The sequence below is a fragment of the Leifsonia sp. NPDC056824 genome (genome assembly GCF_042789575.1).
GTDB lineage: Bacteria > Actinomycetota > Actinomycetes > Actinomycetales > Microbacteriaceae > Leifsonia.
This window is the reverse complement of the sequence record NZ_JBHUAV010000002.1, coordinates 34349-58593: the sequence shown is the minus strand read 5'-3', so window position 1 is coordinate 58593 and position 24245 is coordinate 34349. Positions and strand designations below refer to the sequence as shown.

Below are 24245 nucleotides of genomic sequence, written 5' to 3'. Positions count from 1 at the left end.
CGGCAAAGAGAAGGGCCGCGCCGGTGGTGACGGCTGCGGCCCTGAGGGTTCTGGTTGTCGTGCGCATGGATGTCCTTTCACCAATGCGATGGATGCGCTGGTAAGCGCACGGCTATCCAACCCCTGTGAACGGGGGTAGACCAAGCATGGTTTTCTGAGAAAGTGTTCAGAAAGGGGCGACGACGTTCACCGCAGCGGGATGTGCCGCCACGTCGGTTCGGCATGGTCGGTGACCGGCAGCTCGCGCAGCACCGGCCGGTCGCCGTACCAGATGAGCGCCCAGAGCGTCCCCTCCCGGCCGCGCCCCTGGGTCGGGTCGTGGAACACGATGGCCCGGCCGCCGGCCCAGGTGACGCCGAACGCGATCCTGCCGGGCGCGACGTATCTGAGCTTCGCGTAGCAGGCGGCGACGGACCGGCACGTCGCCGGCATCGTCGCCAGTTGTGCGCCGATGGTGAAGGCGAGCAGGTCGCGGGTCGGCCCTGAGCGCGCGGTGGAGACATGGGCGATCCCGACGCCCAGGGACCAGGCGGTGAGCTGGACACTGTGCGAGCCGTCGCGGTCCTCCCGGAACAGCGCGGTCCGACCGGTGGGGTCGTGTGCCAGCACGACACGGTACCCGGCCGGTGCGAACGTCGGGGCGCTCTGGCTGAATCCCGGGCTGCCCGCGGTTATTCGGATGTGAATAGCCCCGGCGAGGTCGGTCTGCCACAACTCGCCTCGCCGGTCCCCGGTCTGCATCGTGTAGATCACATGGTGGCCGTCGGGCGCCCACACCGGGTGAGTCGGCCCGTCGGGGGCGAGCCGGCTGCCGTCGTCGAGGCGTCGTTCGCCCCGACCGTCGAGCCCGATGACCCGCACCTCGAAGCGGAGGCTCCCGGTCGCACGGCCGAAGAGCACGTAGCGGCCGTCGGGTGACACCCGGGGGCCGTAGTCGACCGAGAGGTCGGGTGGGTGCGTCAGCTGACGGACCCGGTGGCTGGCGAAGTCGTAGAGGGCGAGGTGGGTGCTGGTGCCCGAATCGCTGACGCGCGACCAGACGTACACCCCGACCTCATGGGCGGCCGCGGACGCGGACTTGGGGGCTCGCAGGGTGGCCGCCAGCAGCGCGGCGGCCAGCAGCGCGGCGACGAGCAGGGCGGCGCCGAACAGAGGAGCGAGCACACTGACCCGCCGCCGGACGACACCACCCTTCCCGCCGCTGTGGCGCATGGTTCATCGCAGGCGATCCCCCGCGACCGCCTGCCTCCATACCGGCCGTGGCCGGTTCGCGGTTCGGGCCGCGACCCTGACGCACGTCTCCACGAGCAATCACCTGCCGGGAACCGGAAGCCGATGATCTGACACCCGGCGCCCGCACGCTCACGGTGCATCAGGAGGAACCGTCATGGCAAGCGTTCTGCGCGAGCTGGATGGGATGCGCGGAATCCGGATGGGTTCGCGCCGGGCCGGGACCGGTGCGCCGTGACGGTGAGCGGAGGTTACGGTGGAGCGCATGACCACGATCGAGATCGACGTCCCGACCGCCCTCGACAGCGCCGACCTGGAGGCCATCCGCCGGTTGCTCCCGCAGCTCTCCCGCTCATCCACGTTCGACGAGGAGCGGCTGGTGGCGATGCTGGGCCACCCGGGCGCCGACCTGCGGCTCGCCCGCGTGGACGGCGAGGTGGCCGGGATGGCGACGCTGGCCTCGTTCCCGCTCACGACCGGTTGGCGCGGTCATGTGGACGACGTGGTGGTGGATGAGGCGCACCGCGGCCGGGGCATCGCCCGGCGGCTGTTGGAGGCGATCATCCAGCTCGCCGAGGCGCGGGGCCTCCGGACGCTGGACCTGACCTCGCGACCGAGCCGGCGGGCGGCGATCGCGCTGTACGAGTCGGTGGGGTTCGTGCGCCGGGAGTCGACGCTGATGCGGTACGCGGGGGCGCGGGACTAGGTCGCTCAGCGCCCGGGCGCTGACAGGAGCCGGTCGAGTCGCGCGAGCAGGGCGTCCAGCGCCCCGGGAGCCTCCGAGGGGTACGGCAGCACCGTCCCGCGCAGGTCGAGCACCTCCCGCCGGTCGTCGTCGACGCTCTCCCGGAACTGCTCGACCCAGGCGTGGTCGCCGTGACCGGGATGCCGCGACCCGTCGCGGGCGCGTTGCTCGAACCGGCGGACCAGCTCGTCCGCCGGCGCGGTGCAGTGCACCTGGATCGTCGTGAACCCGTACTGCGCCTGCCACGCCTGGAACTTGGCGTCCTCGTAGGCGGCGTTGAACGCTGCGTCCACCACGAAGGGGGCGCCCGCCTGCAGCTGCCGCTCGACCACGTAGTCGAGCAGCGCGAAACTTGCGCGGCCCAGCGTCATCGACCACTCCCGGTCGCCGGCGCCGAGGGTGTCGAACAGGACCTCCTTCAGCCCGTCCTTGGACACCACGGGGAGCCCCCAGCGGTCGGCGATGGCCGTGCTGACGGTGGTCTTCCCCGACGCGGGGCGGCCGACGACCAGTATGAGGGCGGGGCCGGCGGCGGCGGGCGGGAGTGGCGGCTGTTGCGACGGCATGACGGACAGGGTAGCCCGGGGCTGCGTAGGCTGCAGGGATGCCGCTGTCCGACTACATCCTGTCGATCCGAGCGCTGCCGCGGCACGGCTGGATCGACCAGGTGATCGCGGATGCGGGCTGACCGCTCCGTCTGAAAGCATGCCGTTATGACTCGATCACTCGACGCCGACCGTGACCACACTCCTCGCGCGGCTCCCTACGACGCGATCGCCGAGGGCTACACGGAGCTCAACGCGACCAGCCTGCTGAACGAGTACTACAACCGGCCCGCGCTCGTGGAGCTCGCAGGCGATGTCGCCGGTCACCGCATCCTGGACGTCGGGTGCGGTTCGGGACCGATCCTGGCCGACCTCCGCGACCGTGGTGCGATGGTCACCGGCGTCGACGCGAGCGCCGGGATGCTCGAACAGGCACGAGCCCGGCTCGGGACCGGAGTCGACCTGCACGTCGCCGACCTGGCAGAGCCGCTGCCGTTCGACGACGACAGCTTCGACGACGTCGTCGCCTCGCAGGTCCTCCACTACCTGAAGGACTGGGGACCGACCCTCGCCGAGCTCCACCGCGTCCTCCGGCCCGGCGGGCGCCTGATCGTGTCGGAGGAGCATCCCACCGCCCTCTTCCTCTCCGACCGGCTGTCGGGCGGCGACCGCGAGTACTTCGGGGTCCACGAGCGGACCGAGGAGTGGGTGCTCGGAGGCCGGACCGCCGAGCTCACCTTCTGGGATCGGCCGCTGCACGCGATGACCGACGCGTTCGCCGCCGCCGGCTTCAGGATCGCTACGATCAGCGAGCCGGCCCCCGCACCGGAGGCGTTCGACCGCTTCCCGGAGATCCGGAAGCACGCGAGCGGGCGGTTCCTCGCGTTCGTGCTCTTCGTGCTGGTGGCGGAGCCGCCGCAGTGAGGATCGTCGACGTCGTGAACGTGGCCGGGGAGTGAGCGCCGCGGACAGCTTCCCGATCCTCCCGCCTCTCACTCCCCCGCGCTCGGCTCGATGAGGAACGTCCCCCCACCCGGCTCGATCACGACCTCCCGATCCCGAGACGTCCGGGCGGATCGGACGGTGTCGCCCTGCAACGACACGATCGCCTGGCGGAAGCCCGCGTCGCCGAACCGAAGCACGCGGGTGCCGACCACGACCGTCGGCCAGCGGGGAATGGTGACGATCGACCGTCGCTCGCCGAGGAACACCAGCTGCGGGTCCTCCATGTCGAACGTCACGCGCTCGAAGATCGAGCCGTGCAGCTGCTCGATGAGGCGGGTGCTGCCATCCGACCAGCTCTGTGCGCGTGCCGCCTGGATGGCGTCGCGCCAGGCGAACCGTCGTGCGACCAGCACGGCGCCGGTAATCAGCGCCACGCACACGAAGAAGATCGCTGCGCCCAAGACCCCGTGTCCCACGGTCAGAGGGTAGCGCGACGTGCTCTGTTTCAGCGGGCGCGGAGAGCCCCGATGGCGTCGTTCAGCCCGGCCATCTCATCGATGAGCACGTCGGCGTCGTGAAGCAACTCCGGCGGCGTCAGGGCGCTGTACCCGATCACAGCCATCCCGACGGAACGGGCAGCGGCGACCCCGGAGGGGCTGTCCTCGACGACCACGCACCGCTCTGGCCTGTGGCCCAGCTGCGCTGCCGCGTGGAGGAAGAGATCAGGTGCGGGCTTGCCTCGCGTCACGTCCTCGGCGCTGAAGATCCGCCCCTCGAACAGAGCCCACAACCCTGTCATCCCCAGCGTGAGCCGCATTCTCGCGTGGCTGCCGGAGGAGGCCACGCACGTTTCGTGGCCGCTGCCGTGCAGGTCGTGGACGGCTCGGCGCACGCCGGGAACCTCGGTGAGCCGATCCGTGAAAGCCTGTTCGTAGGCCGCGCGTCGCCGCTCCGTGAAGTCGTCGGGGACAGGCCGGCCGATCACTCGCTCGATGTTGGCCGTGACGGCGGCTTCGGATCGGCCGAGATGCTGTTCGAGGATCTCCCGCCGCGTGATCCTCCAGCCGAGCTCACCGATCATCCTCATGTCGACGTCCTGAGCCAGCCGTTCGCTGTCGACCAGGACGCCGTCGCAGTCGAAGATCACGAGCGGCAGCGGGGCCATGGCGGGATTCTAGCCAAGCGACATCGGGGCCCAGGGGCTCGGGCGACGGGTTCCCGTCCGCCCGACCGCCATCCGGGAACTCGCGGAATGCGGCGATCCGCCAGGAGCGTACAGTGCCGCGCATGAAGGTCAGCGTCCCGAGCCGATCGTGGCGGAGCATGCTGACCTTCGGCGTCCTGTACTGCGTCATCGGGATCATGGAGACGGTGGCCGGCGTTCTATCGCTGCAGTCACAAACCGGTTCGAGGCTGGCCCTCGACCGGGTTCTCATTGCGGCGTCCGCCGCGTTCTTCCTCGTCGGCGTGGCAACGATCGTGCTGGCGCTCGTACGGCGCGGGGCTTCGAATCGGGCAGCGGACACCAGTGGTGAGTAGGCGGGCTGGGCAGGCAATGATGCGTGATTCCCACGACGGAGACGTTCACCGTGCCTGAGCCGGGGTCGAGGCGGCCACGACCACGCGGGATCTCCGCGCTGGTCTTCGTCGTCGCCGGGCTCGTCGTGGGTGTGTACGGATTCATCACCCATCCGGGACACGTTTCGCCGATCACGTTCGCGCTCGCCATGGTCGCATTCGTCGGCATCGGTATCCTCGTGTACCTGAAGCAGCGGGCCCGCAGGTGACACCCCGCATCACGCGGCGGTGCGCGCCCAGCGTGACACCGTCATCGGGTGGGCTCTGCTCGTCACCGCGGTGGTCATCGTCGCGGCCGGTGTGGTCGGGCTGATCTGGTTCCCGATCCCACACGGCGCCGGGTTCTGGGAGCGGCTTCTGCATTTCCCGGTGTTCGTGTCCGGACCCATCGCTGTCGCGGTCGGACGCTCGGGCGTCCGCGCGTTGCGACGCCGGTCGACCGCGGACGGCGCGGCCATTGACGACTGATCCGTCAGCGGGATTCATGGTCGGGTCGTTCGCGGATGGTGCGCAGCGATCTCGCAGGCGGTCACGGCCAGGCGTATGTTCACTTGGTGAGCGTTCCTCGGAAACGCCCCTGGTGGGTGACGGTCGACCGGTCGAAGGCCTTGCTGGCGGCGGTCCTGTGGACCGCCCTCGCGGTTTTCGCCGCGCTTCTCGTCCCCTTCCTGCGGTTGTGGATTCTCCAACTCGCGGTCGTCATTCTCATGGGGTTGCTCGCGGTCAGCGGCTGGGCAGCGTATGTCTACTACCGGCGGCACCCCGAAGCCGAGCACATTCCTACAGACGACCGGAGCGCCAAGTGAACGACGATCCGGCTGGCGAGCGGGTTCCGAGCCCGGCCGCCGTGCACGACCACGGGGAGACGCCGCCGGTCGGCCATCCAAAGGCACTCGGAGGGTCCGCAGCGGTCGCGCCATGCTCCGCGACGAGCCCCGACGGCGCACAGGCGGGCCGCCCGCGGGACCACCGCTCCGCCGCCTGGCAATCGCGTGGGCCGCGTCCCAGCGACCGCAATCCACGGCCTCCCGCAGGCCTGGCAGTACGCTCACCACATCGGCGGGAGGAGTCCGCCGCGAGCCTGGAGCAGAGCGATGTCAGAGCCGTCATCCCCCACCGGAGCACCGACGCCGCCGAACGCGGGCGGAACCTCCAGAGCCACTGCACCTGTTCCAGAGCACCGGCGCCCGATCCTGAGGCCCAGCCGGCTGCTCGCCAACTCCTCGCACGAGAAGTTGCATCCCGCGGTGCTCGCCGAGGCCGAACGCCGCGCCTCGAGCGTTCAGCTGCGTATCGCCGACGCGATCACCGCGTTCGCCGGGTCGATGATGTTCGTCTACCTGCACATCCTGCTCTTCGCCGTCTGGATGCTCGTGTTCGAGAAGAGCCCCTGGCCGACGCTGACTCTCATCGTCTCGCTCGAAGCGATCTTCCTGTCGACGTTCGTCATGATCGGGCAGAACCGCCAAGCGGCCTTCCAGCAGTCCAAGGCGGACCACGACTACATCGCCCAGCAGAAGCTCCTCGAGGAGAACACCGAGCTCACCCGCACGATCCACAAGCTCACGCAGGAGATCCACGCCCGAATGCTCGAAGACGGGACGCCGTCCGCCGGGGCGCCCAGCGCGTCCCGTTAGCCGGCCCGCTGGCCCACGCCGATGGCACGGGCAAGACCCGCAGGCGTCGCGGCCTGCTTTCTCGCACTTGATGCGGTAGACAGCTCGGTCCAGACTCTGGTTCGTTGAGGTTCTCTCACTGACGAGAATGCCCTCGACAGGTCTATTCACGCACCATCGCCCGCGGCCTCCCGCTCTGCGATGACACATGCCTGAACACCGACGACACTGCTGTGCCCGCCAGGATCCGACACCCGAGTCTGTTTCTTGCACCACCCTGATCCCGATGGGGAGATCATGCAGTTGTCGCACAGGCGCGCCTCGCGCCACGGGTCCCGCTTGTCCACGCTCACGAGCTCGCGCGGCTCGGCGCCGTCCAGGCGCAGGTTCCCCTGGCTTGCCGCGTTCGCGACGGTGGCGTCGGCGGTGATGCTGGCGAGCATGGTCACCCCTGCCTACGCGGCACTCTCGACTGGGCCGACTACGACGCAGATGACGGGCATCCGCCCGAGCGCGACGAGGCTCTCGTTCCGGATCAGCGACCAGGTGACCGGCAGCGTGGATGTCGGAACGGGCAACTTCAACGTAACAGTGAACGAGCTGTCGCTCCCGGGCATCAACGGCAATGCGGTGATCGGCGCCTCGTACAACTCGCTCGACGCCTCCGGCGGCGCCGGGGTGACCTCGGCGATGGATGCCAAGAGCTGGTCGTACAACCTGGATGGCGCAGGCCAGCTGGAGCAGCAGTCCAGCGGGACGCTTGTCTGGGTCGGGCCGGACGGATCGACGTGGCCGTTCACCCCCTCCGGCTCCGCATACACGTCACCTGCTGGGCTGAAGGCGGTCTTGGCCGGCAGCTCGATGAGCGGCTGGACGCTGACCTTCCTACAGACCTACACGGTGATCACCTTCGACACGAACGGGATGCCGACGCAGGTCGCCGACCGCAACAACAACGTCACAACAATCAGCTTCCCGTACGGCAACCTCGGGTCGGTCGTGTCCACGGCTGGCCCGACCTCGGCGCGGACGGCGAGCTTCAGCTACTCGTCCTTGACCGGGACGCTGACCGTGACGCGGGCCAACGGGTCCAGCCGGACCGTCCAGTTCACCAAGAACTCGTCCGCGCAGCTGGTCTCGATCCAGGACGCGAACTCGAAGACCACGAACTTCACCTACACGTCCGGTCTGCTGACGAAGATCGTCAACGCCGCCGGCGAGGAGACCGACATCACGTACGACTCCTCCAACCGGGCCACTCAGGTGGACCAGCACAACGCGGGTACGCCGACTTCACGATCGACACGAACCACATGGTCACCACCGTCAAGGACGCAGCGGGTCGCACCCGCAGCGCCAGCTACACCCCGCAGGGCTTGGACGTGGCTAGCCTTTCGGCAGGCACGACCAGCGCCTCTGGCAGCTCCCACGGCTACTCGTCCACGGTGAACGGCGGGCAGTCGCTCACGTCCGCGACCGAAGGGCTGAGCACCTCGAACCCGACCAGCACCTTCACCTACGGCAACACCTCAGCGCAGACCCAGTACCTGCCCTCCGGCGGGTCAAACGACGCCGGAAACGCGATGACGATCGGCTACAACGGCCCCGGCAACCCCACCACCACCACGAACACGTCCACCACCGTACAAGCCAAGCTGAATTACCCGCTGACCGGGAACGTGGGACTGCCGTCCTCGGCCGCGGCGCCGGACAACGGCAGCAACGTGACCAGCTACTCGTACACGAACTACCAGCTCACCGGGATCACCCCTGTCACCGGCACCTCCCTCACCGCCCGCACGCTCACCTATGACGCATTCGGCCGGCTGTACACGCAGACCGATGGCCGCGGAAACACGACCACCTACACCTACGACAACGATGACCGGCTGCTGACCACCGCGTTCTCCGATGGCACGACGACGGTCACGAACGTCTACGACAGCGTCGGCGACCGCACCAGCCAGGTTTCCGCCTCCGGCACGATCACCAACGTCTTCGACCAACTCGGCCGGCTGACCTCCACGGTGAACACCGCCGGCGGTGACACCGAGAAGTACGGCTACGACCTCGCCTCCAACCAGGTGACCACCACCGACAGTCGTGGGACGACGACGAACGTGTTCGACGCGTCCGGGGTGCTCACCCAGACCCAGTACGCGCACTCCGGCGGCACCCAGTACACGAACTTCGCCACCGACGCCAACGGGCGCCGCACCGACACCTGGCTGCAGTCCACCAGCAACCCGACCGACAACAGCGGCTGGTCAGCGCACACCCACTACAGCTACGACACCTCCAACCGCGTGACGGCGATCACCGCGGACAAGGGTCCGGCGTCCGGCCCGACTGCGCAGATGAACGTGACCTACAGCTTCGACCCCTCCACCACCGGCACCACCTGTCAGAGCACCGTGCCCGCCGCCGGTGACCGGTCGAAGATCCAGTCCTCGGTCGATCACCTCCTGGGACAGACCACCATCTACTGCTACGACACCTCCAACCGGCTGACCAAGATGGTCCAGTCCGGCGGCACAGGCACCAACAACAGCTACGCGTACGCCTACGACGTGCGCGGCAATCGGACCTCGGCGACGGTGAACGGTGGCACCCCGCAAACCTGGACCTACAACGCTGCCAACGAGATCACCAATACCGGCTACAGCTACGACGGAGCAGGCAACCTCACCGCCACCCCGACCGGCTCGTTCACCTACAACGGCGCCGAGCAGATGATGACCTCCGTCGTGGGAGGCACGACGTATCACTACACCTACGCCGGAGCATCCCAGAACGCGGTGCTGTCTGAGCAGCTTGCCTCCGGGAGCACGGTCCAGATCACCTACGGCCGCTCCGACCAGAACGGCAACCCGGTGATAGAGGGCTACAAGGTCGACTCCGGCCAGGCGTACGTGGAGAATGATCCGGTGACTGGGGCGGCGAACATGCTGCGCACCAGCTCCGGGATCGCATGCCTCTACGTCTACGACGGCATCGGGAACCCTGTTGCGTTGCTAACCGATTTCCAGACCACCAGCTACTCGTACACCTACGACCCGTACGGGCTGCCCACCCTCACCTACACCAGCGGCGGCAACGGCATCACCCAGAACCCCTACCTGTTCAAGGGCGGCATCCAGGATCGCGCCACCGGCTTCGTGAAGTTCGGCGGCCGCTGGTATGACCCCGCAACCGGGCGCTGGACGCAACAGGACACCCTCGACGCGCCCCTGGACCCGGCCAACGCCAACCGGTACATGTTCGCCGGCGACGACCCCATCAACAACGCCGACCCTTCAGGCCGCGACCTACAGTTGCTCGAGTCTATCGCTGCAGCCACATTGGTGACCGCCGTTGCCGGTGTTGCGTTGTCAAGTGTTTGCGTTGTCTCCGCACTTATTGGCTGCATCACCGTGGGCATATTCTCACTTGCTCTAGGAGCTACGGTGGGTAACCTGACGGGAGACGTCCTGAATGGCGAAACGTATGATCCGAGCCAGACATATTGAATGGGAGGGGTCCAAATGCCAGCGAAGTCTTCGAGAGAATGGGGAATTCGTTCGGTTCTGGTTCGTGTGCTTGCTTTCGCCGCCGCGGCGCTGCTGCTGACCGCTCTAGTGACCGCCTTGCTCCCTGGGTTGGGATTGATTGCGAGGTTGGCAGCTCTTGCTGCGGGCGCAATCGGCTTGAGCGCCTATTTCCTTTGGCTTCACGCCGGGAGGGCAATACCCGATCCGCAAGATCCACCGCCAGATGAATAGGTCCGGCGAAGAACCCTGATGAGTCGAAAGCAAGCATTTTGCCTGGCCCTAGGCATGTGCATACTGATCATTCTCGTGACCGCAGTCGTGTTTGTTGTGCCTATATTGCGAGGCCTCGGAAACGGTTGGAACGTCGTTGGAAGCATCGGAGGTGCAGTTGCTTGGTCATTGGTCTTTTCGTTCTTGTGCTGATGCGCCCTCGAACATGGATTCGTTGAGAGAGGCCACTCCACAGGATGTCGTCATGACGATCGATCTACGCGGACAGCTGGCGAACGAGCAGACGCCGAGGGCGCGTCACGAAACGCTGAACCCTGAACGAGCGAAATACGACTCGTACTCGCTGGCGCCACCGAGCATGTCAATGAGGCGCGCCAGCTCGTTGGAGCTACGACACCGCAACCGGACGCTGGACACAACGGGACACCCTCACCGCCCCCTCGACCCGGCTAACGCCACCTCGAAGAGGATGAGTTCAGACCGACCGTCGTCCGCCGTCACTCCGCGGAGCTCCACGGCTCGGCTAAGAGTCCCGACCCCGCGTCAGCCGGCCCGTACAGCGCAGCGCCCGCGCCGGTCGACATCGCCCAGTACCGGTCGCCGAAGGACCAGTGCCACCACTCGGTCGGATAGTTCACCAACCCAGCGCTGCTGAGCGCGTCGACGAAGATTTGCCGGTTCTCGGCTGCCTCCGTCGCCAAACCGTCGGCAGCCGTGAAGCAGGCGCCGGCGGACTCCTCCGGTGTCGTATCCACGGGGCAGCCGAGGTCCAGTTCCTCGCCGGACATCGTGCACAGCGTCAGATCGATCGCCGCGCCGCTGGGGTGCGGGGCGACCTCGGGCGGCGAGACGAACCGCGACGCCAGACTTCGGATCGCCGCGTCGTCCCGCTCCGGATGGAGCCGCCGCAGCCTGTCCGCATAGCCGGAGAAGTAGAGCTCCTGCAACGCCGGCGGCCGGTACGCCTCGACACCCAGGAATCGCAACCCGGAGGGCAAACCCGCCGACGCTTGGCGCAGGCGGCGCGCAACGCCTTTCCGGACGAACCCGATCATCGGATTCTTGTCGCGTTTCCGGTCGGAGAACGCCATCACCCCGGCCGCCTCGAGATCGACCAGCGGCTCCCCCGACTCCACGACCGGCACATCCGTGACGCGCCGATCGCTCATCAACACCAGTTCGAGCATCCACAGAGCGTACCCGCCCAGAGCATGACGACCGCATGACGACCGGACGGGTCGTCCGGCCCCGAGCGCGACTCGGGTCAGCTCGTCAGGTGCGTGAGCGCTTCGAGTGCGTCATCGCGACCGCGAACGGGATGGCGACGGCGACCAGCAGTGCGGCCGCGACGAGTGAGCGTCGCGTCCAGGTGCGGAGCGGGAACCCGCTCACGCCCCAGGTTGCGATCAGGACCACGGCGACGGCGGCTGTCGCGGTCGACCAGACGGGCACGCTGTCGTGCGCTTCGTCTCCGACCAGGAGCGTCCACATGCAGAGCGCGATCGTGACGACGACCAGGCCGATCGCGACCGCGAGAACCGTCCTGCGTATCCGGTCGCTGAGGGGCTCCGCTTCCAGCGAAGCCGGGTAATAGGGCTCGTCATCGTCCACGCACTCATAGTGGCAGCGGAGGGCGGGTCCGGGCCGCATCACGGCCGCGACACGCAGCCGGGACACGGGATGCGGCGCCGGCCCGTGTCGACGACACACCGGAGACCGGCGCAGACCACGGCCGCTCCGAGCGCTTCGATGAGGGCATGGGTTCTGGATACCGCTTCTCTGCTGACGCTTCCGAGATCGACCGTGAACTGGTCCACCGCTGGATCAGTGAGCAGTCGTACTGGGCGCCGGAGCGCTCGCGGGCGAAACAGGACGCAGCGATCGACGGTTCGCGCAACTTCGGTGTGTACGACACCAGCACCCAGCGGCAGGTCGCCTACGCCCGCGCGGTGACGGACGGCGCGACGTTCGTCTGGCTGTGCGACGTGTTCGTGGACCCCGAGGTTCGCGGGCACGGCATCGCCCGCATGCTCATCTCGGGCGTGATCGACGAGTTCAGGCCGCTCGGACTGAGGCGCATCGCTCTCGCCACGAACGACGCGCACGGACTGTATGCGAAGTTCGGGTTCGGGGCGCTGGCCTTCCCGGAAACCTGGATGGAGCTCGTGGGTGATCCGACCGCGTAGTCGGTGCCGACCACGGTCGTGCCCGGAGACGCTCTACGGCCCCAGCTACCGCACCATCCGCGCATGCGGTAGCTCAGGCAGCGCTGGCTCGACCTTGTGGGCGCCGTCGAGCTCGAAGCCGTTCCGGCGATAGAACGCCTGCGCGCGCGGGTTGTGCTCGGCCACCCAGAGGAACGCGGGGCCGTCGCCGAGCGTCCGATCGAGGAGGCTCTGAGCGACCCCGCTGCCGTGGTGATCGCGAGAAACGTAGATCGAGTACAGCTCGCGGTCCACACCCTCCGGGCCGTCGCTGACCGGAGGCCCGGCGAACGCGAAACCGACGAGAGCGCCGTCGAACGTCGCCACCTGGACCTGCCGGTCGGCGCGCGGATTACCCACGATCCGTTCCCACATGGCGCGTCGTCGTTCCAGAAGTTCCGGCGTGAAGAAGTCGGACGGCAGCTGGTCGGCGTACGTCTCGACCCATGTCGCGACATGCAGTCGTGCGAGGGAATCGACATCCGAAGGGCCGGGGGCTCGGGTCTCGTAGGTCACCGAATGATCATCGCAAAGATCGTCGGCGGCCCGGAAGCACCGGTCAGGAGGACCCTCTCTCGAAGATGGCCGTGCTGGTCGGTCCCGCCGAGGCGACGACCTCCCTCCACCCGCGTGCCTTCAGACCCGTCACGGTCTTCTCGAGCGTAGGGTCGACGCTGATGAAGTCCGAGTGGAACTCGTCTGCGGCCTTGATCAAGTCGTCGGCGGACAGCGCCGCGTACAGCATCGGGCCGGGAGCGACGCACTGCTCGTATCCGCCCAGCGCTCCGAGCCGTCGCTTCCATTCGCGCCACGGCTCGCCGCCGTAGGGCACGTCCTTGCAGTCCGCGATCACCGCACGCTGGGTGACGAGCTTGATCCAGGTCGTGCGGGGCGACGCCACGATGACGCTGCCCTTCGGAACGACATTGCGGACCTCTGCTCCCCACGCGACGAGCGACTGGTCGCCGATGAAGCGGAAGTTCGGCGCCTTGATGGTCAGGTTGCCCGACCCGGCGGCGACGAAGACGAAGAGGAGACCGAGGAGGAACGAGGTGAGTCCCACGATGAACGCACGGCTCACCCGCTTGCGGTATCGCACCGCAACGAGTCCTGCTGCCACGATGACGACGATCGCTGCGATGAACAGCGGGTCGGTCACCCCCTTCACGATCCAGCTCGTGCTCTGGAGCAGCGCCCAGAAGGAGAGCGCCCAGACAGCGAGTCGCACGACGCTCCAGCGATCCAGCGACGGCCGGACCAGGGGCAGCATGATCCCCCAGATCGCGAACGGCAGCAGGACGGTGCCGAGCCGGTACACGTTCACGCCCTGCGCGAGCTGGCCGAGGACCGGGATGCTGAGCGAGTCGGCAGCGAAGCCGAGGGCGAAGCCCAGGGTCGCCAGTCCGACCGTCACCAGCCAGGCGAGACGTGTGCGTTTCGGCAGGAGGAAGGCGGACAGGACGGTGAGGACGATCAGTCCCCACGTCGCGAGGAGGTCCGGCCCACCCCACAGGTGCGCGGCGCAGTGAAACGGGATCACCTGGTCGCAGATCTGGACGAAGTCGCTCAGGTTGGAGGCGACCGGCCGCAGGACGAGACCGAACACGACGAACGCGAGTGAGACCGCGGTGGCCCCGACCAGTCGCCAGTCGATCCGCTTCCGGCGGATCGCGTCCATCAGGGTGAAGGCCGCGAGGACGACGACGATGTTCGCGCCCTGCTGCACATGCACGATGGCGACGAGCACCGCGGTGACGGCCGCGAGCCAGCGGCGCTCCGTGAGCAGCGCCGCGATGGTGAGGTAGACCAGGCTGGCACTCGTCACGGCCGGCAGGGCCACCGGGATCACCAGCGAGCCCGTCCCGCCGATCAGCCACGGCGTCTGCGAGGTGAGCAGGGTGAAGCCGATCGCGATCGGCCACGCGGCACGACCGCCGACCCGCACCGCGATGATGGCCGTCGCACCGCCGAACGCGAGCAGCCCAACGGCCCAGAAGGCCGCGTACGCGGACGACAGGTGGCCCGAGAGCTGCCCCAGGTAGGTCACGATGTCGAAGAACCAGTGCGGCTGCGGCGCCGCGGCCATGAACCAGTCGTTCTGGAACGCTCCGGGGATGGCCCAGCTGAGCCCCTCCGGAGCGAGGACGATGTGGTCACCGGAGCCGGCGTAGTACCCGCCGCTCGCGTTCCCCCAGACCTCGAGGGTGCCGAGGAGCACGGCCATCGCGACCGCGATGCCGGGCACTCCCCTGGTCCACCGCCACAGCGTGGCACCCCACGCGGCGGCCCTCGCCGCGGCCGTCACTCGACGACCTCGGCCGTCAGCTCGGCATTGATCCTCGTGCGGCCTTTGCGGAGTCGGAGCAGGCCGAGACCCATGTCCCAGACGTCCGAGACCCGGACCGTCGACGGCTTGGGGCTGTGGTCCGACGACAGGACCACGGGTACTTCGGAAATGGAGACTCCCTGGAGCTCGGCGATGAAGATGAGTTGGGTGGTGAAGAGGAATCCCGGCTCGTCGACGTGCCCGACGACCTGCCGCAGCCAGTCGCCGTCGGCGATGATGGTGCCCTGCGAGTCGCCGACCTTCGAACCCAGCAGAGCGCGGCGGAACTGGCGGTAGCCGTAGGTGTACAGCTTACGGTGAACGTCCCGGCTCACTTCGGACTCCGGGTGAGCCTTCGATCCGACCACGATCCGCGGTCGGGGGTCGAGGGTCCGCGCCTGCTCGATGTCCGTGAAGTCGAAGGGAAGATCGTCGGCCGTGAGGAGGACGTGACGACCGCGGGTCAGCTCGATTCCGCGCCGGAGAGCGTTCCCCATCCCCTTGTCGGACCGCGCCAGCTGGAAACTGACGTGCGGGTTGTCGCGGGCAACCTCCTGCGCGAGCGCCCAGGTGATGTCGGTCGAGCCGTTCTCGACGAGGATGATCTCGTGGTGCCCCTCCGTGAGGTAGTCGACCCACCGTTCGACGGTCCGGGCCAGCACCATCGCACTGTTGTGCAGGGGAACGACGATCGACAGATCGATCCGATGATCTCGCGCGTGGTCGTGCAAGGCTTGGCTGCTCCTCGTTCGTACTGGCCGCCTGGTGCACGCCGGAGCGAAAATCCGGGACCGCAGCCTGGGAGATCATACCGAACGTTCGGTCGCACCGATGACCATACGCGGGTCCGTGACCGTGTCGCTTGCGCGAGCGCACGAGGAATGGCGCAGGAGATGCAGAAAACCCCCGGCATCCCGGGGGTTTCGTTGGTGGGCGATACTGGGATCGAACCAGTGACAGCGCTACTGAGTCACTTCCTTGATATGACGCCAATTAGGGGCACAAATCGTTGATTTGGCGCGGATCGCACGCCAGTCGTGTTAAGGTCACTGTTATCCACAAGTGGACACAAGTGGACACGAGATATTGCCCGGTATTGCCCAAAATTAGGGAGCGACATGGCTACGAAGCAGACCAAGCGCAAGCGGCGCGAGTCCTTCGGCGCCATTAGGCAACGCTCGTCGGGTCGCTATCAGGCCAGCTACGTCGGCCTCGACGGGGAGCGATACAACGCGCCGCACACCTTCGATAACCCGACCGACGCGCGAGGTTGGCTAGCGATCCAGCACGCCAAGCTTCTGAGCGGAGATTGGTCCCCCAACGATGCTGCGCAGGTGGCCACCGCCAAGAAAGCACGCGCTGACACTCTCGGCGACTACGCCGAGCAATGGCTGAGGACGCGCGTAAACCGCCACGGCGAGGGACTGCGACCGCGAACCCGCGTCGAGTACGAACGCCTCTTGGATGGCAGCCTCGCGCCGCTAACAGCCGAACGGCTCGCGATGATCACCCCCGCGATGGTGCGCGCCTGGTATGCCGCCGAGCTCGAGACCGGACGCAAGACCCAGACCGCGCGGGCCTATGGGCTCTTGAAATCGATCCTCGCGACCGCTGTGCAGGATGGCAGGATCTCGGCAAACCCGTGCATGATCCGCGGCGCCCAGAACGCGAGCACCGGAAAGAAGGTCGAGCCGCCGACCCCCGCGCAACTGCAGAAGATCCTCGACACGATAACGCCCCGCTACAAGGCCGCTGTGCTGATCGCAGCATGGGCAGGATGCCGATACGGCGAACTCACCGAACTGCGCCGCAAAGACGTACGCGTCGTCAAGAATGGCCGCGACGTCGAGGCCATCATCATCGACGTGGCTCGCGCGGTCACGCACACAACGGGCATCGGGTACACGGTCGGCAAAACCAAGAGCGAGGCAGGCGTGCGATCCATCGCGCTGCCACCGCATGTGCACCCCGACGTACTGGCGCATATGAAGGAGAACGTAGGAAGCTTCCCCGAGTCGCTGCTGTTCCCCGCAGCGGACGGTAGCTCACACCTGGCCGAGTCAACGTTCGTTAAGCACTGGTACCCGGCGCGCGCTGCGGCGAAACGCTCCGACATGCCGTTTCACGCGCTACGCCACTACGGAGCGACCCGGTTCGCGCAGACTGGCGCGACCCTCAAAGAGATTCAAGAGCGGCTAGGACACTCCACCGTTTCCGCCGCCATGCGCTACCAACACACCGCCGGCCGCGACGCTGAGCTCGTCCGCCGCATGTCAGAGCTTGCCGCCAACTGACGGCATGAAGATGCCCCCGGGACCGTTCACGGCGGTTCCAGGGGCGCAGTCCGCAACCAGCAAAGGAAAACGAACCGTGTCACATTTTACATCGAACATCGTGGAGTGCACCCTCGTCGGATGGTGCGAAGGCCACCGCGACGACGAGACCGAATCACACGCGACCCTTCTTCACACCGCACCCGACATCGTGCTCAAGCGCGGAACCGAAGACAGCGAGAACCCGCACCCCGGCGAGATCGTCGTCTGGCGTACCCTCGACGCGACGAGTGGCCACGAGCGGTACAACATCGACACCACGTACAGCCGCACCGTCCGCATCGAGGACATCGCCGACCTCGCCGCCGACTTCGAAGAGGTAGCGGCACAGCTGCGCGCAATGCACGCGGCACTGAACGACTAAGACCATCAGCGCACGGAACCCCCGGCCCCCAAAGGGCTGGGGGTTTCGTCTTGCGACACGCCGGGACGTGTCCTCATTTAAGTGGACACGCGCGCCTATCGTTGGGCATGTCTCAACCGAGACAATCGACGCCGGGCTGACAACGCTTCGCTAGGTCGAAGCAGTCGGAATCAGATTCCGACCAGGATCGCAGACACCACCTCGATTCCCACCTCTTACTGAGGAGTGAATCGTGGTGCCCTCTGAACTCCCGGCCTGGATCACCGTCCGCGAAGCCGCTGAACATAAGCGCGTCGACGTGAAGACGATCCGTCGCTATATCTCTGCCGGCCTCATCAAGGCCGAGCGCGTAGGTCCCCGTCTTATCCGGGTCGAGACCGCCAGCCTCAACAATCTCGGCAGGCCGCTGCAGCACACGGAAGGTCAGGCCCGCGAGGGCCGCTAACGGTGGGCTTCAAGATGGCCGACCTCGCCATGAAAGCGACCGTCGTCAATGGCCCCCACAAGGCCGTGCTGATCGTCGTAGCGCTCAAGGCCGACGACAAGACCGGCGAGCTGTTCCCAAGTCAGCAGACGATCGCAACAGCGGCCGGCGTAGCGCTCGCGACAGTCACCCGGGCCCTTGCGAAGCTCGAGGCGCTCGGTATCCTCACACGCGCTCGCAGGCAGCCGCGCGCTGGATACCGGGCAACGGACTTGATCACGATCCAGACCGATGCGCTCGTGAGCTACGCCTCACAGAGCTACATAGCTGGGAGCAACGTAGCTGAGAGCTATATAGCTGACAGTTCGGAGCTACACCTCACACAGTCCGGAGCTACACCGCAGAGAGACACCTACAGTAAGGAAGATCATTCAGTAGATCATTCAGAAGATCACTCAGTCTCTCGCGATCCGCTCGAGAACGAGTTTGAAGAGTTCTGGAAGGTCTATCCGAGACGGCAAGCCAAGGCCGACGCGCTCAAGGCCTACCGAGCAGCGCGGAAAATCGCGAGCGCTGACACAATCCTCGCCGGCACGCAACGCTATGCGCTGCTCACGCTCGGAAAAGAGCGCGAATATCTCAAGCTCCCCGCTGGCTGGCTTCGCGGCCGTAGGTGGGAAGACGACGAGATCCCGCAGACGCCCGCGAACGACGATCGCGCGCGCGTCACGCAGCAGATGGGTCGAGACCTCGCGATCGATCCCGGCTACGGCAGACCGCCACGTCAGGACGAAATGCCGCCTGAGTGCGTCATTCACCCCGGCTATCCGGACACCCCGCTTGCACCATGCGGGCGCTGCGAACGTGACGCGCTCGAACTGACCGCTGGCATACCCGAAGGAGCCAATTTCTGATGATGACCGATATGGATCTCGGCGCCCGGTGCGACCGGCACGTTGGGGAAGCGTTCCAGCCACGCTGTACGGACTGTGACAGAGCGAACGACGACCTACGTGAGCAGGAAGCCGCAGAGCGCCACCAACGAGCCGTGCAGCGCAACCTCGCGCTCGGCATCACCCCAGGACGCACACCGCGCCGCACACGAAGGGACCGCACATGGCGGTAGACGACCCGACCGGATTCAACGCCAGCCTCGCCGGCCAGCTCAAGCGCATCAACGAACGACTCGGGGAGCTGTCCGCGGCGCCGCTCGGAAAGGTGAAATGGGGCCTCACGTTCGTGAACCCGCTACACCCGACAATCACACCCGCACCGACGTCGCTCATCGCCACGATCGCCGTCCCACCGCTCGCAACCCAATGCGGGTACAGCATCCTCGCCACCGGGCTCGCAACGAACCCATCAGCCACTACCGCCGGAACGCTCACCGTGAAACTCGCCGTCACCTGCGGCAGCTACACGAAAACCGCGCCCAACCAGTCCGCGACCGTGAGCGCAGGGCAAGCCGTCCAGGTCGGCAGCACGCTCGTCGACACGTTCATGCTCGATCCCGGCGTCAGCACCATCACCATCACCGCGTCGGTCAACTGCGACGCCGGCACCTGGACCGACCCGAACAACACACTCACGCTCACCCCGATGGCGCTCTTCGCCTACTAGGAGACCAGATCATGCCTCACACAAACACCAGCATCCTCGAGCTCGTCATCGCAGCAGCAGGCGACGACCCACGCGTCCCCGCCGAGCTCGACGCGATCGACGACTGGGAAGAATTCGGGCGCCGAGCATTCGACCTGCTCGTCCTCAACCAGCAGATCAACCAACCCGAACCCGCCCAAGATTCAACCCACCGGGCCACCTTCTGGGCAGTCGCCAAAACCATCACCGACAGCGACGACCTCGACCTCACCGCCCAGACCGTGGCAACCCTGGACAAGAACGAGCATGACCGTCTGCTGTTCACCTGCCTCTCGCTCATCCGCATCTACCGCACCGCACCCACACGAGCGGACGCGGCCGCAACGTGGCAGCAGCTCATCAGAGACGAAAACAACCGCACCGGCATCGAACCAACCGAGTAGCGCGCACCGGGTGGACGTACAGCACGAAATCGCATGATCCGCGGTTTTTTGAGGCAGCCTGCGTCCACCCACGCACCTATGTTTTCTACTTTCACAGCCGATTGCTTAGCGCTAAGGAGGCGTATTCCGATGTTGAAGCAGTGTGAATTCTGCGGGAAGCAGTTCAACGCGGCCCGTTCGTCGAAACGGTTCTGCGATTCGTCATGTCGTGCCCGATTCGCCGCCGCACCGAAGGCGCCGAAGCCTCGAGGATTGTTCTGGCCGGATCTCTACTACGGCATGTGCCCGGACGGCTCGGATGCAGTCACCATCGAAGGCGTGATCGCCTCCGCGATCGCCCAGTCGATCGACGACGATGTCGTGCCGGCCGGTCTGGTCGAGGCCGCGAAGGCGAAGGCGCTGGAGTTCGCCGAGATCGAGGCCGCACGTCATACGTGACAGATATCGGACACGACGGGTTGACCACACCAAATGTCGGCCCGATCGGTTTAAAATGTGACCAAGGATTGCACGCCGGAGCGTCACAGATCGTGTCTGTGATTGAAAACTTCGCCGGGGCCGACTGATTCGTCAGGCGGCACCACCAGGGCCACCACCTGCAGTTCGGGAAATCGTTCACGATTCCCGGGCTGTAGGGGCTCGGGGGAACAGGTGGTTCCGGCAATGACAATCGAAATCAATCGGGCTGACGCTCCACGCGAGGTCCGAAGCAGCAACCAGCCCGGCGGCAAGGGCAGTCTCCTCGGGTTCATCGGCGATCGCATCACCGCTGTCCAGGACGAGCACCGCGCCGTCTCCAAGGAGCTCCGTGAGGGGCGGGCTGCGTTCTACAGCGGCGAGATGACCGAGGCGGAAGCCCGCAAGGCGGGCAACGCCCACCAGGTCCGCACCCGGGCGCTCCAGAGCAAGGTCGAGGAGCTCGAAACCGACCTCGGAACGCTCGAGGAGCGCCAGGACGAGCTGCAGCAGCAGGCGCAGCGGGATGAGCGCGCCCGCCAGGTGCGCGCAGCCTTCGGACCGGCGCGAATCGTTCGCTCCGAGGAGGTGTACCGCCCCGATCGTCCTGAGCTGTCGTTCTTCATGGACCTCCGCAACGCTCGTTCGGGCGGCGACTGGGCCGCCGCTGAGCGCCTCAGCCGGCACCAGGCGGCCTACGAGACGGAGACGCGTGCCCTGTCGACGCAGGCGGGCGCCGGCGGCCAGTTCGCACCGCCTGCATGGCTCGTCGACGAGTGGGTGGGCCTGGCTCGTCCGGGTCGCATCAGCGCGGACCGGCTGACCAAGGACGAACTGCCCTCGGGTGTGTCCTCGATCAACCTGCCGAAGGTCGCCTCGGGCGAGTCGGTGGGCGTGCAGGCCACCCAGAACACCGCGGTCAGCTCCACCGACCTCACCACCAACTCGGTGTCGTCCGGCATCACCACCCTGGCCGGTCAGCAGGTCGTCGCGCTGCAGCTGATCCAGCAGTCGGGCATCGCCTTCGACAAGGTCATCGGTCAGGACCTCATGGCCGAGTACGCGAAGCAGCTCGACCTGCAGGTGCTCAACGGCTCCGGCGCGTCCGGTCAGCTCCAGGGCCTCATCGGCGTCGCGGGCGTCAACGCGATCACGTACACCCAGGCAACCCCGACCGTGGGCGGCGCCGGCCAGTTCCTCGCACAGATCAACCAGGCCGTCCTCGCCGTCAACACGAACCGGTTCCTGCCGCCGTCCGGGATCATCATGCACCCGCGCCGCTGGGCCTGGGTGCTGAACGCGAACGACAACCAGGGCCGCCCGCTCGTCACCCCCAGCGGCGACTACGCAGGGTTCAACACCCCCGGCTCGGCTTCGGGCGCTCCCGTCGCTCAGGGGGCCGCTGGGTCGCTGTTCGGCCTGCCCGTCTACGTCGACGCGAACGTCCCGACCAACCTCGGCGCCGGCACCAACCAGGACGTCGCCCTGGTCGGCCGTTTCGAGGACTCGTTCCTGTGGGAGACCGCGCCGGCGTTCGAAGCGTTCGACGCCCCGTACGCCAACCAGATGTCGATCCTGTTCCGCGTCAGCGGCTACGCGGCCATGATCGCCAACCGGTACCCGGCTTCGCTGTCCATCATCAGCGGCACCGGCCTGGTCACCCCGACCTTCTAACCAACAGCCAGGGGGTGTGCAAGATCTGCACCCCCTGGCACCTAGAGACTTGCGTCAACCGCACCGCTCGGGCCCTTCTCCTTTCTGGCTCAGGCGGACGGAAGCGCGGATCAGGAGCTCGTAGGGGGCTCCGCACACGCCGCGCTGCGCAACACAGAGCCCGCCCCGAGAGCACACGGGGCGGGCTCTCACTCTCTGGTCCCACCATGAGCCCATCACACCAGGGGTGTCGATCTGACAGACACCCCTTCTCGGCATCGCGGACCATTTGCGGGACGTCCCGAAGATGGATCACCCATGATTTCGCGGCGCCGCGAAAATACCCCGAGGACATGACCTAAGCGCGACTTAGGCCACCCCCTAAATCATTTCCGCGGCGCCGCGGAGATGATCTAGCGACGCCCGCCGAGCCTCAACGACAGCCCCGGCATGATCCGCACGGATACGCGGCCGCGGGAGTTGAACGTGACCCGCCCGACACGCTCCGAGACAGACGCTCCGTGCCCCGAGAGGTTCACTGTCGTGCGCTTGCCGGCGCGGACGCGCTTACGGAAGTAGAGACCCATCAGCGGGGCAAGAGCGCGGGATAGACGCTCGCCAGCTCTTTGTAAACGGTCTGGCTCGGACTCTTACTCACTGGCAGCACAACCTCTCGCCCCTCAAATTCCAGCGTGACCTCGAGTCGCATGGGGAAGTCGGTGGTACCAGCATGCACGTCCTCCACGGACAAGAGACGCAGTACCCGAAGTTCCGAAAGCGCAATCGTGATCGCTTCGAACGCTGCCGGATTCGAGTCGCGGCTGGCTTGAACCCAGATCAACCTCTCGTCGGTGAGTGCCACGAACGTTGGGCTTGCTTGCTCCGCTTCGACTGACGCGTCGAGGAAGCGAATCTCACTTCCGGCGGCGAGGGCAATGAGCATCGAAATGACCCGACGCTGCCAGGGCGGTATTTCACCCATTCCATGTTGTTCGCGGTCCCAGGTTGACTGAGCGCTGGTATCCGAAATGCGGCGGCTCAGTTGCTTCGCCTGTTCCCACGCGTCTGCCATGGATTTTCCCTCTCGTCGGTTTACGGCCAACGTAGCGGCGAATGCGTCCAACCCGATATCCCTCACCCGGGGGCTGCTGTGCCCGCGAATGAGAGGGGGTGATATTGCCCAGATATTGCCCAAGCCCTCCGGCAACGCAAAAACCCCCGGAAATCCGGGGGTTTTGTGGTGGGCGATACTGGGATCGAACCAGTGACCTCTTCCGTGTCAGGGAAGCGCGCTACCGCTGCGCCAATCGCCCAGAGCCTGAATGCTCAGGTTCGAGGTGGATACGGGATTCGAACCCGTGTATACGGCTTTGCAGGCCGCTGCCTCGCCTCTCGGCCAATCCACCGAAGCCACAACACGGAAGAACCGTACCGTATTCGAGAGGCCTGGATTCCGAGGAAAACCAGGCCGACTCGAGCGGATGACGAGACTCGAACTCGCGACCCTCACCTTGGCAAGGTGATGCGCTACCAACTGCGCTACATCCGCATTTCGCACCCCGGTTTCCCGCGGCACTTGAATGACTTTAGCCGATCCCCGCACCGATGACCAAACCGGACTCGCCGTCCGGGTGTGTCGCGCGACGCAACACCCGGCGCACGGGGCCGATGTGCAATCCGGTGCCGCGGTCGGCTAGTATCGAGTCTCGCAGCCGGAATCCGCGGCCGCGAACGCACGGGCGATTGGCGCAGTTGGTAGCGCGCTTCCTTCACACGGAAGAGGTCATCAGTTCGAGTCTGGTATCGCCCACCACAGACACCCCCGCTCAGGCGGGGGTTTTCGCATCATTGGCCGACAACTGGCTAGAAGAAGTCCACGGGGATGTCGAGGTCTTCGTCCCGGTCCTTGCCGCATTTGCTGCAGCGCATGTAGCGGTCCCCGTCGGGGGTGCTCTCGAGATGCCAGTGGTGGTGGATGTTGAGCCGGCACAGCAGGGGCTTGCGTCGGGAAGCCGCCATCATC

31 protein-coding genes and 4 tRNA genes are annotated in these 24245 nt (G+C 66.5%); 19 read left to right on the top strand and 16 right to left on the bottom strand.

Features of this window, described 5'->3' with window-relative positions; translation table 11 throughout:
• Positions 1-186: 186 nt before the first annotated feature.
• Positions 187-1164 carry a TolB family protein gene (locus tag ACFRFH_RS09675; RefSeq protein WP_382462806.1) on the bottom strand — a complete coding sequence of 326 codons (978 nt, stop codon included), beginning with the start codon at positions 1162-1164 and terminating at the stop codon, positions 187-189.
• 331 nt (positions 1165-1495) lie between these two features.
• Between ACFRFH_RS09675 and ACFRFH_RS09670 the strand changes: the two genes are divergently transcribed.
• Complete coding sequence (locus tag ACFRFH_RS09670) at positions 1496-1936, top strand: GNAT family N-acetyltransferase (protein ID WP_382462805.1); 441 nt, start codon at positions 1496-1498, stop codon at positions 1934-1936.
• Positions 1937-1941: 5 nt separating this feature from the next.
• On the opposite strand, the gene ACFRFH_RS09665 is transcribed toward ACFRFH_RS09670, so the two are convergent.
• Positions 1942-2541, bottom strand: coding sequence for an AAA family ATPase (locus ACFRFH_RS09665; protein WP_382462804.1), 600 nt, complete (start codon positions 2539-2541; stop codon positions 1942-1944).
• Positions 2542-2688: 147 nt separating this feature from the next.
• Between ACFRFH_RS09665 and ACFRFH_RS09660 the strand changes: the two genes are divergently transcribed.
• Positions 2689-3444 carry a class I SAM-dependent methyltransferase gene (locus tag ACFRFH_RS09660; protein WP_382462803.1) on the top strand — a complete coding sequence of 252 codons (756 nt, stop codon included), beginning with the start codon at positions 2689-2691 and terminating at the stop codon, positions 3442-3444.
• Positions 3445-3512: 68 nt separating this feature from the next.
• Here ACFRFH_RS09660 and ACFRFH_RS09655 read toward each other — a convergent pair whose 3' ends face one another.
• Both ACFRFH_RS09655 and ACFRFH_RS09650 read right to left on the bottom strand, forming a co-directional pair.
• Positions 3513-3941, bottom strand: coding sequence for a hypothetical protein (locus tag ACFRFH_RS09655; protein ID WP_382462802.1), 429 nt, complete (start codon positions 3939-3941; stop codon positions 3513-3515).
• 29 nt (positions 3942-3970) lie between these two features.
• Positions 3971-4630: an HAD family hydrolase gene (locus ACFRFH_RS09650; protein WP_382462801.1), complete on the bottom strand. Its 660-nt coding sequence runs from the start codon at positions 4628-4630 to the stop codon at positions 3971-3973.
• Positions 4631-4752: 122 nt separating this feature from the next.
• On the opposite strand from ACFRFH_RS09650, the gene ACFRFH_RS09645 reads away from it, so the two are divergent.
• The 5 genes from ACFRFH_RS09645 (at position 4753) to ACFRFH_RS09625 (ending at position 6680) form a co-directional block, all read left to right on the top strand.
• Entirely contained in the window at positions 4753-5004 is a 252-nt protein-coding gene (locus ACFRFH_RS09645; RefSeq protein WP_382462800.1) for a hypothetical protein, read from the top strand.
• Between the two features lie 23 nt (positions 5005-5027).
• On the top strand, positions 5028-5252 hold the full coding sequence (locus ACFRFH_RS09640) for a hypothetical protein (protein ID WP_382462799.1): 225 nt from the start codon (positions 5028-5030) through the stop codon (positions 5250-5252).
• Between the two features lie 19 nt (positions 5253-5271).
• A complete protein-coding gene (locus ACFRFH_RS09635) occupies positions 5272-5511 on the top strand; it encodes a hypothetical protein (protein WP_382462798.1) in 240 nt (79 codons plus the stop codon).
• 116 nt (positions 5512-5627) lie between these two features.
• Positions 5628-5849 carry a hypothetical protein gene (locus ACFRFH_RS09630; protein WP_382462797.1) on the top strand — a complete coding sequence of 74 codons (222 nt, stop codon included), beginning with the start codon at positions 5628-5630 and terminating at the stop codon, positions 5847-5849.
• 288 nt (positions 5850-6137) lie between these two features.
• Positions 6138-6680 (top strand): DUF1003 domain-containing protein, encoded by a 543-nt coding sequence (locus ACFRFH_RS09625; RefSeq protein ID WP_382462796.1) that lies wholly within the window; start codon positions 6138-6140, stop codon positions 6678-6680.
• A 146-nt stretch (positions 6681-6826) separates the two neighbouring features.
• On the opposite strand, the gene ACFRFH_RS09620 is transcribed toward ACFRFH_RS09625, so the two are convergent.
• Positions 6827-7102: a hypothetical protein gene (locus tag ACFRFH_RS09620; RefSeq protein WP_382462795.1), complete on the bottom strand. Its 276-nt coding sequence runs from the start codon at positions 7100-7102 to the stop codon at positions 6827-6829.
• On the opposite strand from ACFRFH_RS09620, the gene ACFRFH_RS09615 reads away from it, so the two are divergent.
• Entirely contained in the window at positions 7101-8108 is a 1008-nt protein-coding gene (locus ACFRFH_RS09615; protein WP_382462794.1) for a hypothetical protein, read from the top strand. The two genes, ACFRFH_RS09620 and ACFRFH_RS09615, sit on opposite strands and share 2 nt — an antisense overlap.
• Positions 8042-10168, top strand: a complete 2127-nt coding sequence (locus ACFRFH_RS09610) for an RHS repeat-associated core domain-containing protein (protein ID WP_382462793.1) — start codon at positions 8042-8044, stop codon at positions 10166-10168. The genes ACFRFH_RS09615 and ACFRFH_RS09610 overlap by 67 nt, the downstream gene beginning before the upstream one ends.
• A 749-nt stretch (positions 10169-10917) precedes the next feature.
• Here the strand turns inward: ACFRFH_RS09610 and ACFRFH_RS09605 are convergent.
• Together ACFRFH_RS09605 and ACFRFH_RS09600 are read right to left on the bottom strand one after the other, a co-directional pair.
• Positions 10918-11607 carry a M15 family metallopeptidase gene (locus ACFRFH_RS09605; RefSeq protein ID WP_382462792.1) on the bottom strand — a complete coding sequence of 230 codons (690 nt, stop codon included), beginning with the start codon at positions 11605-11607 and terminating at the stop codon, positions 10918-10920.
• 85 nt (positions 11608-11692) lie between these two features.
• On the bottom strand, positions 11693-12031 hold the full coding sequence (locus tag ACFRFH_RS09600) for a hypothetical protein (protein ID WP_382462791.1): 339 nt from the start codon (positions 12029-12031) through the stop codon (positions 11693-11695).
• Between the two features lie 146 nt (positions 12032-12177).
• On the opposite strand from ACFRFH_RS09600, the gene ACFRFH_RS09595 reads away from it, so the two are divergent.
• A complete protein-coding gene (locus ACFRFH_RS09595; RefSeq protein WP_382462790.1) occupies positions 12178-12606 on the top strand; it encodes a GNAT family N-acetyltransferase in 429 nt (142 codons plus the stop codon).
• 45 nt (positions 12607-12651) lie between these two features.
• On the opposite strand, the gene ACFRFH_RS09590 is transcribed toward ACFRFH_RS09595, so the two are convergent.
• Genes ACFRFH_RS09590 through ACFRFH_RS09580 form a run of 3 tightly spaced genes read right to left on the bottom strand, consistent with a single transcriptional unit; the run spans position 12652 to position 15681 of the window.
• Positions 12652-13140: a GNAT family N-acetyltransferase gene (locus ACFRFH_RS09590; protein WP_382462789.1), complete on the bottom strand. Its 489-nt coding sequence runs from the start codon at positions 13138-13140 to the stop codon at positions 12652-12654.
• Between the two features lie 43 nt (positions 13141-13183).
• A complete protein-coding gene (locus ACFRFH_RS09585; protein ID WP_382462788.1) occupies positions 13184-14869 on the bottom strand; it encodes a DUF6798 domain-containing protein in 1686 nt (561 codons plus the stop codon).
• A 56-nt stretch (positions 14870-14925) separates the two neighbouring features.
• Entirely contained in the window at positions 14926-15681 is a 756-nt protein-coding gene (locus ACFRFH_RS09580; protein ID WP_382462787.1) for a glycosyltransferase, read from the bottom strand.
• Positions 15682-16068: 387 nt separating this feature from the next.
• Here ACFRFH_RS09580 and ACFRFH_RS09575 point away from each other — a divergent pair, with 387 nt between their 5' ends.
• The 8 genes from ACFRFH_RS09575 to ACFRFH_RS09540 all read left to right on the top strand — a co-directional run bounded on the left by ACFRFH_RS09575 (position 16069) and on the right by ACFRFH_RS09540 (position 22243).
• Complete coding sequence (locus tag ACFRFH_RS09575) at positions 16069-17244, top strand: tyrosine-type recombinase/integrase (protein ID WP_382462786.1); 1176 nt, start codon at positions 16069-16071, stop codon at positions 17242-17244.
• Positions 17245-17320: 76 nt separating this feature from the next.
• Entirely contained in the window at positions 17321-17647 is a 327-nt protein-coding gene (locus tag ACFRFH_RS09570; protein WP_382462785.1) for a DUF6907 domain-containing protein, read from the top strand.
• A 232-nt stretch (positions 17648-17879) separates the two neighbouring features.
• Positions 17880-18092, top strand: a complete 213-nt coding sequence (locus tag ACFRFH_RS09565; RefSeq protein ID WP_382462784.1) for a helix-turn-helix domain-containing protein — start codon at positions 17880-17882, stop codon at positions 18090-18092.
• Between the two features lie 14 nt (positions 18093-18106).
• The gene (locus ACFRFH_RS09560) at positions 18107-18985 is read left to right on the top strand and encodes a helix-turn-helix domain-containing protein (protein WP_382462783.1); all 879 of its coding nucleotides are present in this window, start codon (positions 18107-18109) and stop codon (positions 18983-18985) included.
• 202 nt (positions 18986-19187) lie between these two features.
• Positions 19188-19691: a hypothetical protein gene (locus ACFRFH_RS09555; RefSeq protein WP_382462782.1), complete on the top strand. Its 504-nt coding sequence runs from the start codon at positions 19188-19190 to the stop codon at positions 19689-19691.
• 11 nt (positions 19692-19702) lie between these two features.
• Entirely contained in the window at positions 19703-20113 is a 411-nt protein-coding gene (locus ACFRFH_RS09550; protein ID WP_382462781.1) for a hypothetical protein, read from the top strand.
• 129 nt (positions 20114-20242) lie between these two features.
• A complete protein-coding gene (locus tag ACFRFH_RS09545) occupies positions 20243-20551 on the top strand; it encodes a hypothetical protein (RefSeq protein WP_382462780.1) in 309 nt (102 codons plus the stop codon).
• A gap of 225 nt (positions 20552-20776) precedes the next feature.
• Entirely contained in the window at positions 20777-22243 is a 1467-nt protein-coding gene (locus ACFRFH_RS09540) for a phage major capsid protein (protein WP_382462779.1), read from the top strand.
• Between the two features lie 392 nt (positions 22244-22635).
• Here the strand turns inward: ACFRFH_RS09540 and ACFRFH_RS09535 are convergent, their stop codons facing one another.
• From ACFRFH_RS09535 to ACFRFH_RS09515, 5 genes are all read right to left on the bottom strand, one after another.
• Positions 22636-22809: a DUF4236 domain-containing protein gene (locus ACFRFH_RS09535; RefSeq protein ID WP_382462778.1), complete on the bottom strand. Its 174-nt coding sequence runs from the start codon at positions 22807-22809 to the stop codon at positions 22636-22638.
• On the bottom strand, positions 22809-23294 hold the full coding sequence (locus ACFRFH_RS09530; protein ID WP_382462777.1) for a hypothetical protein: 486 nt from the start codon (positions 23292-23294) through the stop codon (positions 22809-22811). The genes ACFRFH_RS09535 and ACFRFH_RS09530 overlap by 1 nt, the downstream gene beginning before the upstream one ends.
• Positions 23295-23460: 166 nt before the next feature.
• Positions 23461-23535: transfer RNA gene (locus ACFRFH_RS09525), tRNA-Val, on the bottom strand.
• 22 nt (positions 23536-23557) lie between these two features.
• Positions 23558-23628: transfer RNA gene (locus tag ACFRFH_RS09520), tRNA-Cys, on the bottom strand.
• A gap of 70 nt (positions 23629-23698) precedes the next feature.
• Positions 23699-23771: transfer RNA gene (locus ACFRFH_RS09515), tRNA-Gly, on the bottom strand.
• 188 nt (positions 23772-23959) lie between these two features.
• Here ACFRFH_RS09515 and ACFRFH_RS09510 point away from each other — a divergent pair.
• A tRNA-Val gene (locus tag ACFRFH_RS09510) sits at positions 23960-24035 on the top strand.
• 50 nt (positions 24036-24085) lie between these two features.
• On the opposite strand, the gene ACFRFH_RS09505 is transcribed toward ACFRFH_RS09510, so the two are convergent.
• Positions 24086-24244 (bottom strand): hypothetical protein, encoded by a 159-nt coding sequence (locus ACFRFH_RS09505; RefSeq protein ID WP_382462776.1) that lies wholly within the window; start codon positions 24242-24244, stop codon positions 24086-24088.
• Between the last annotated feature and the right edge of the window lies 1 nt (position 24245).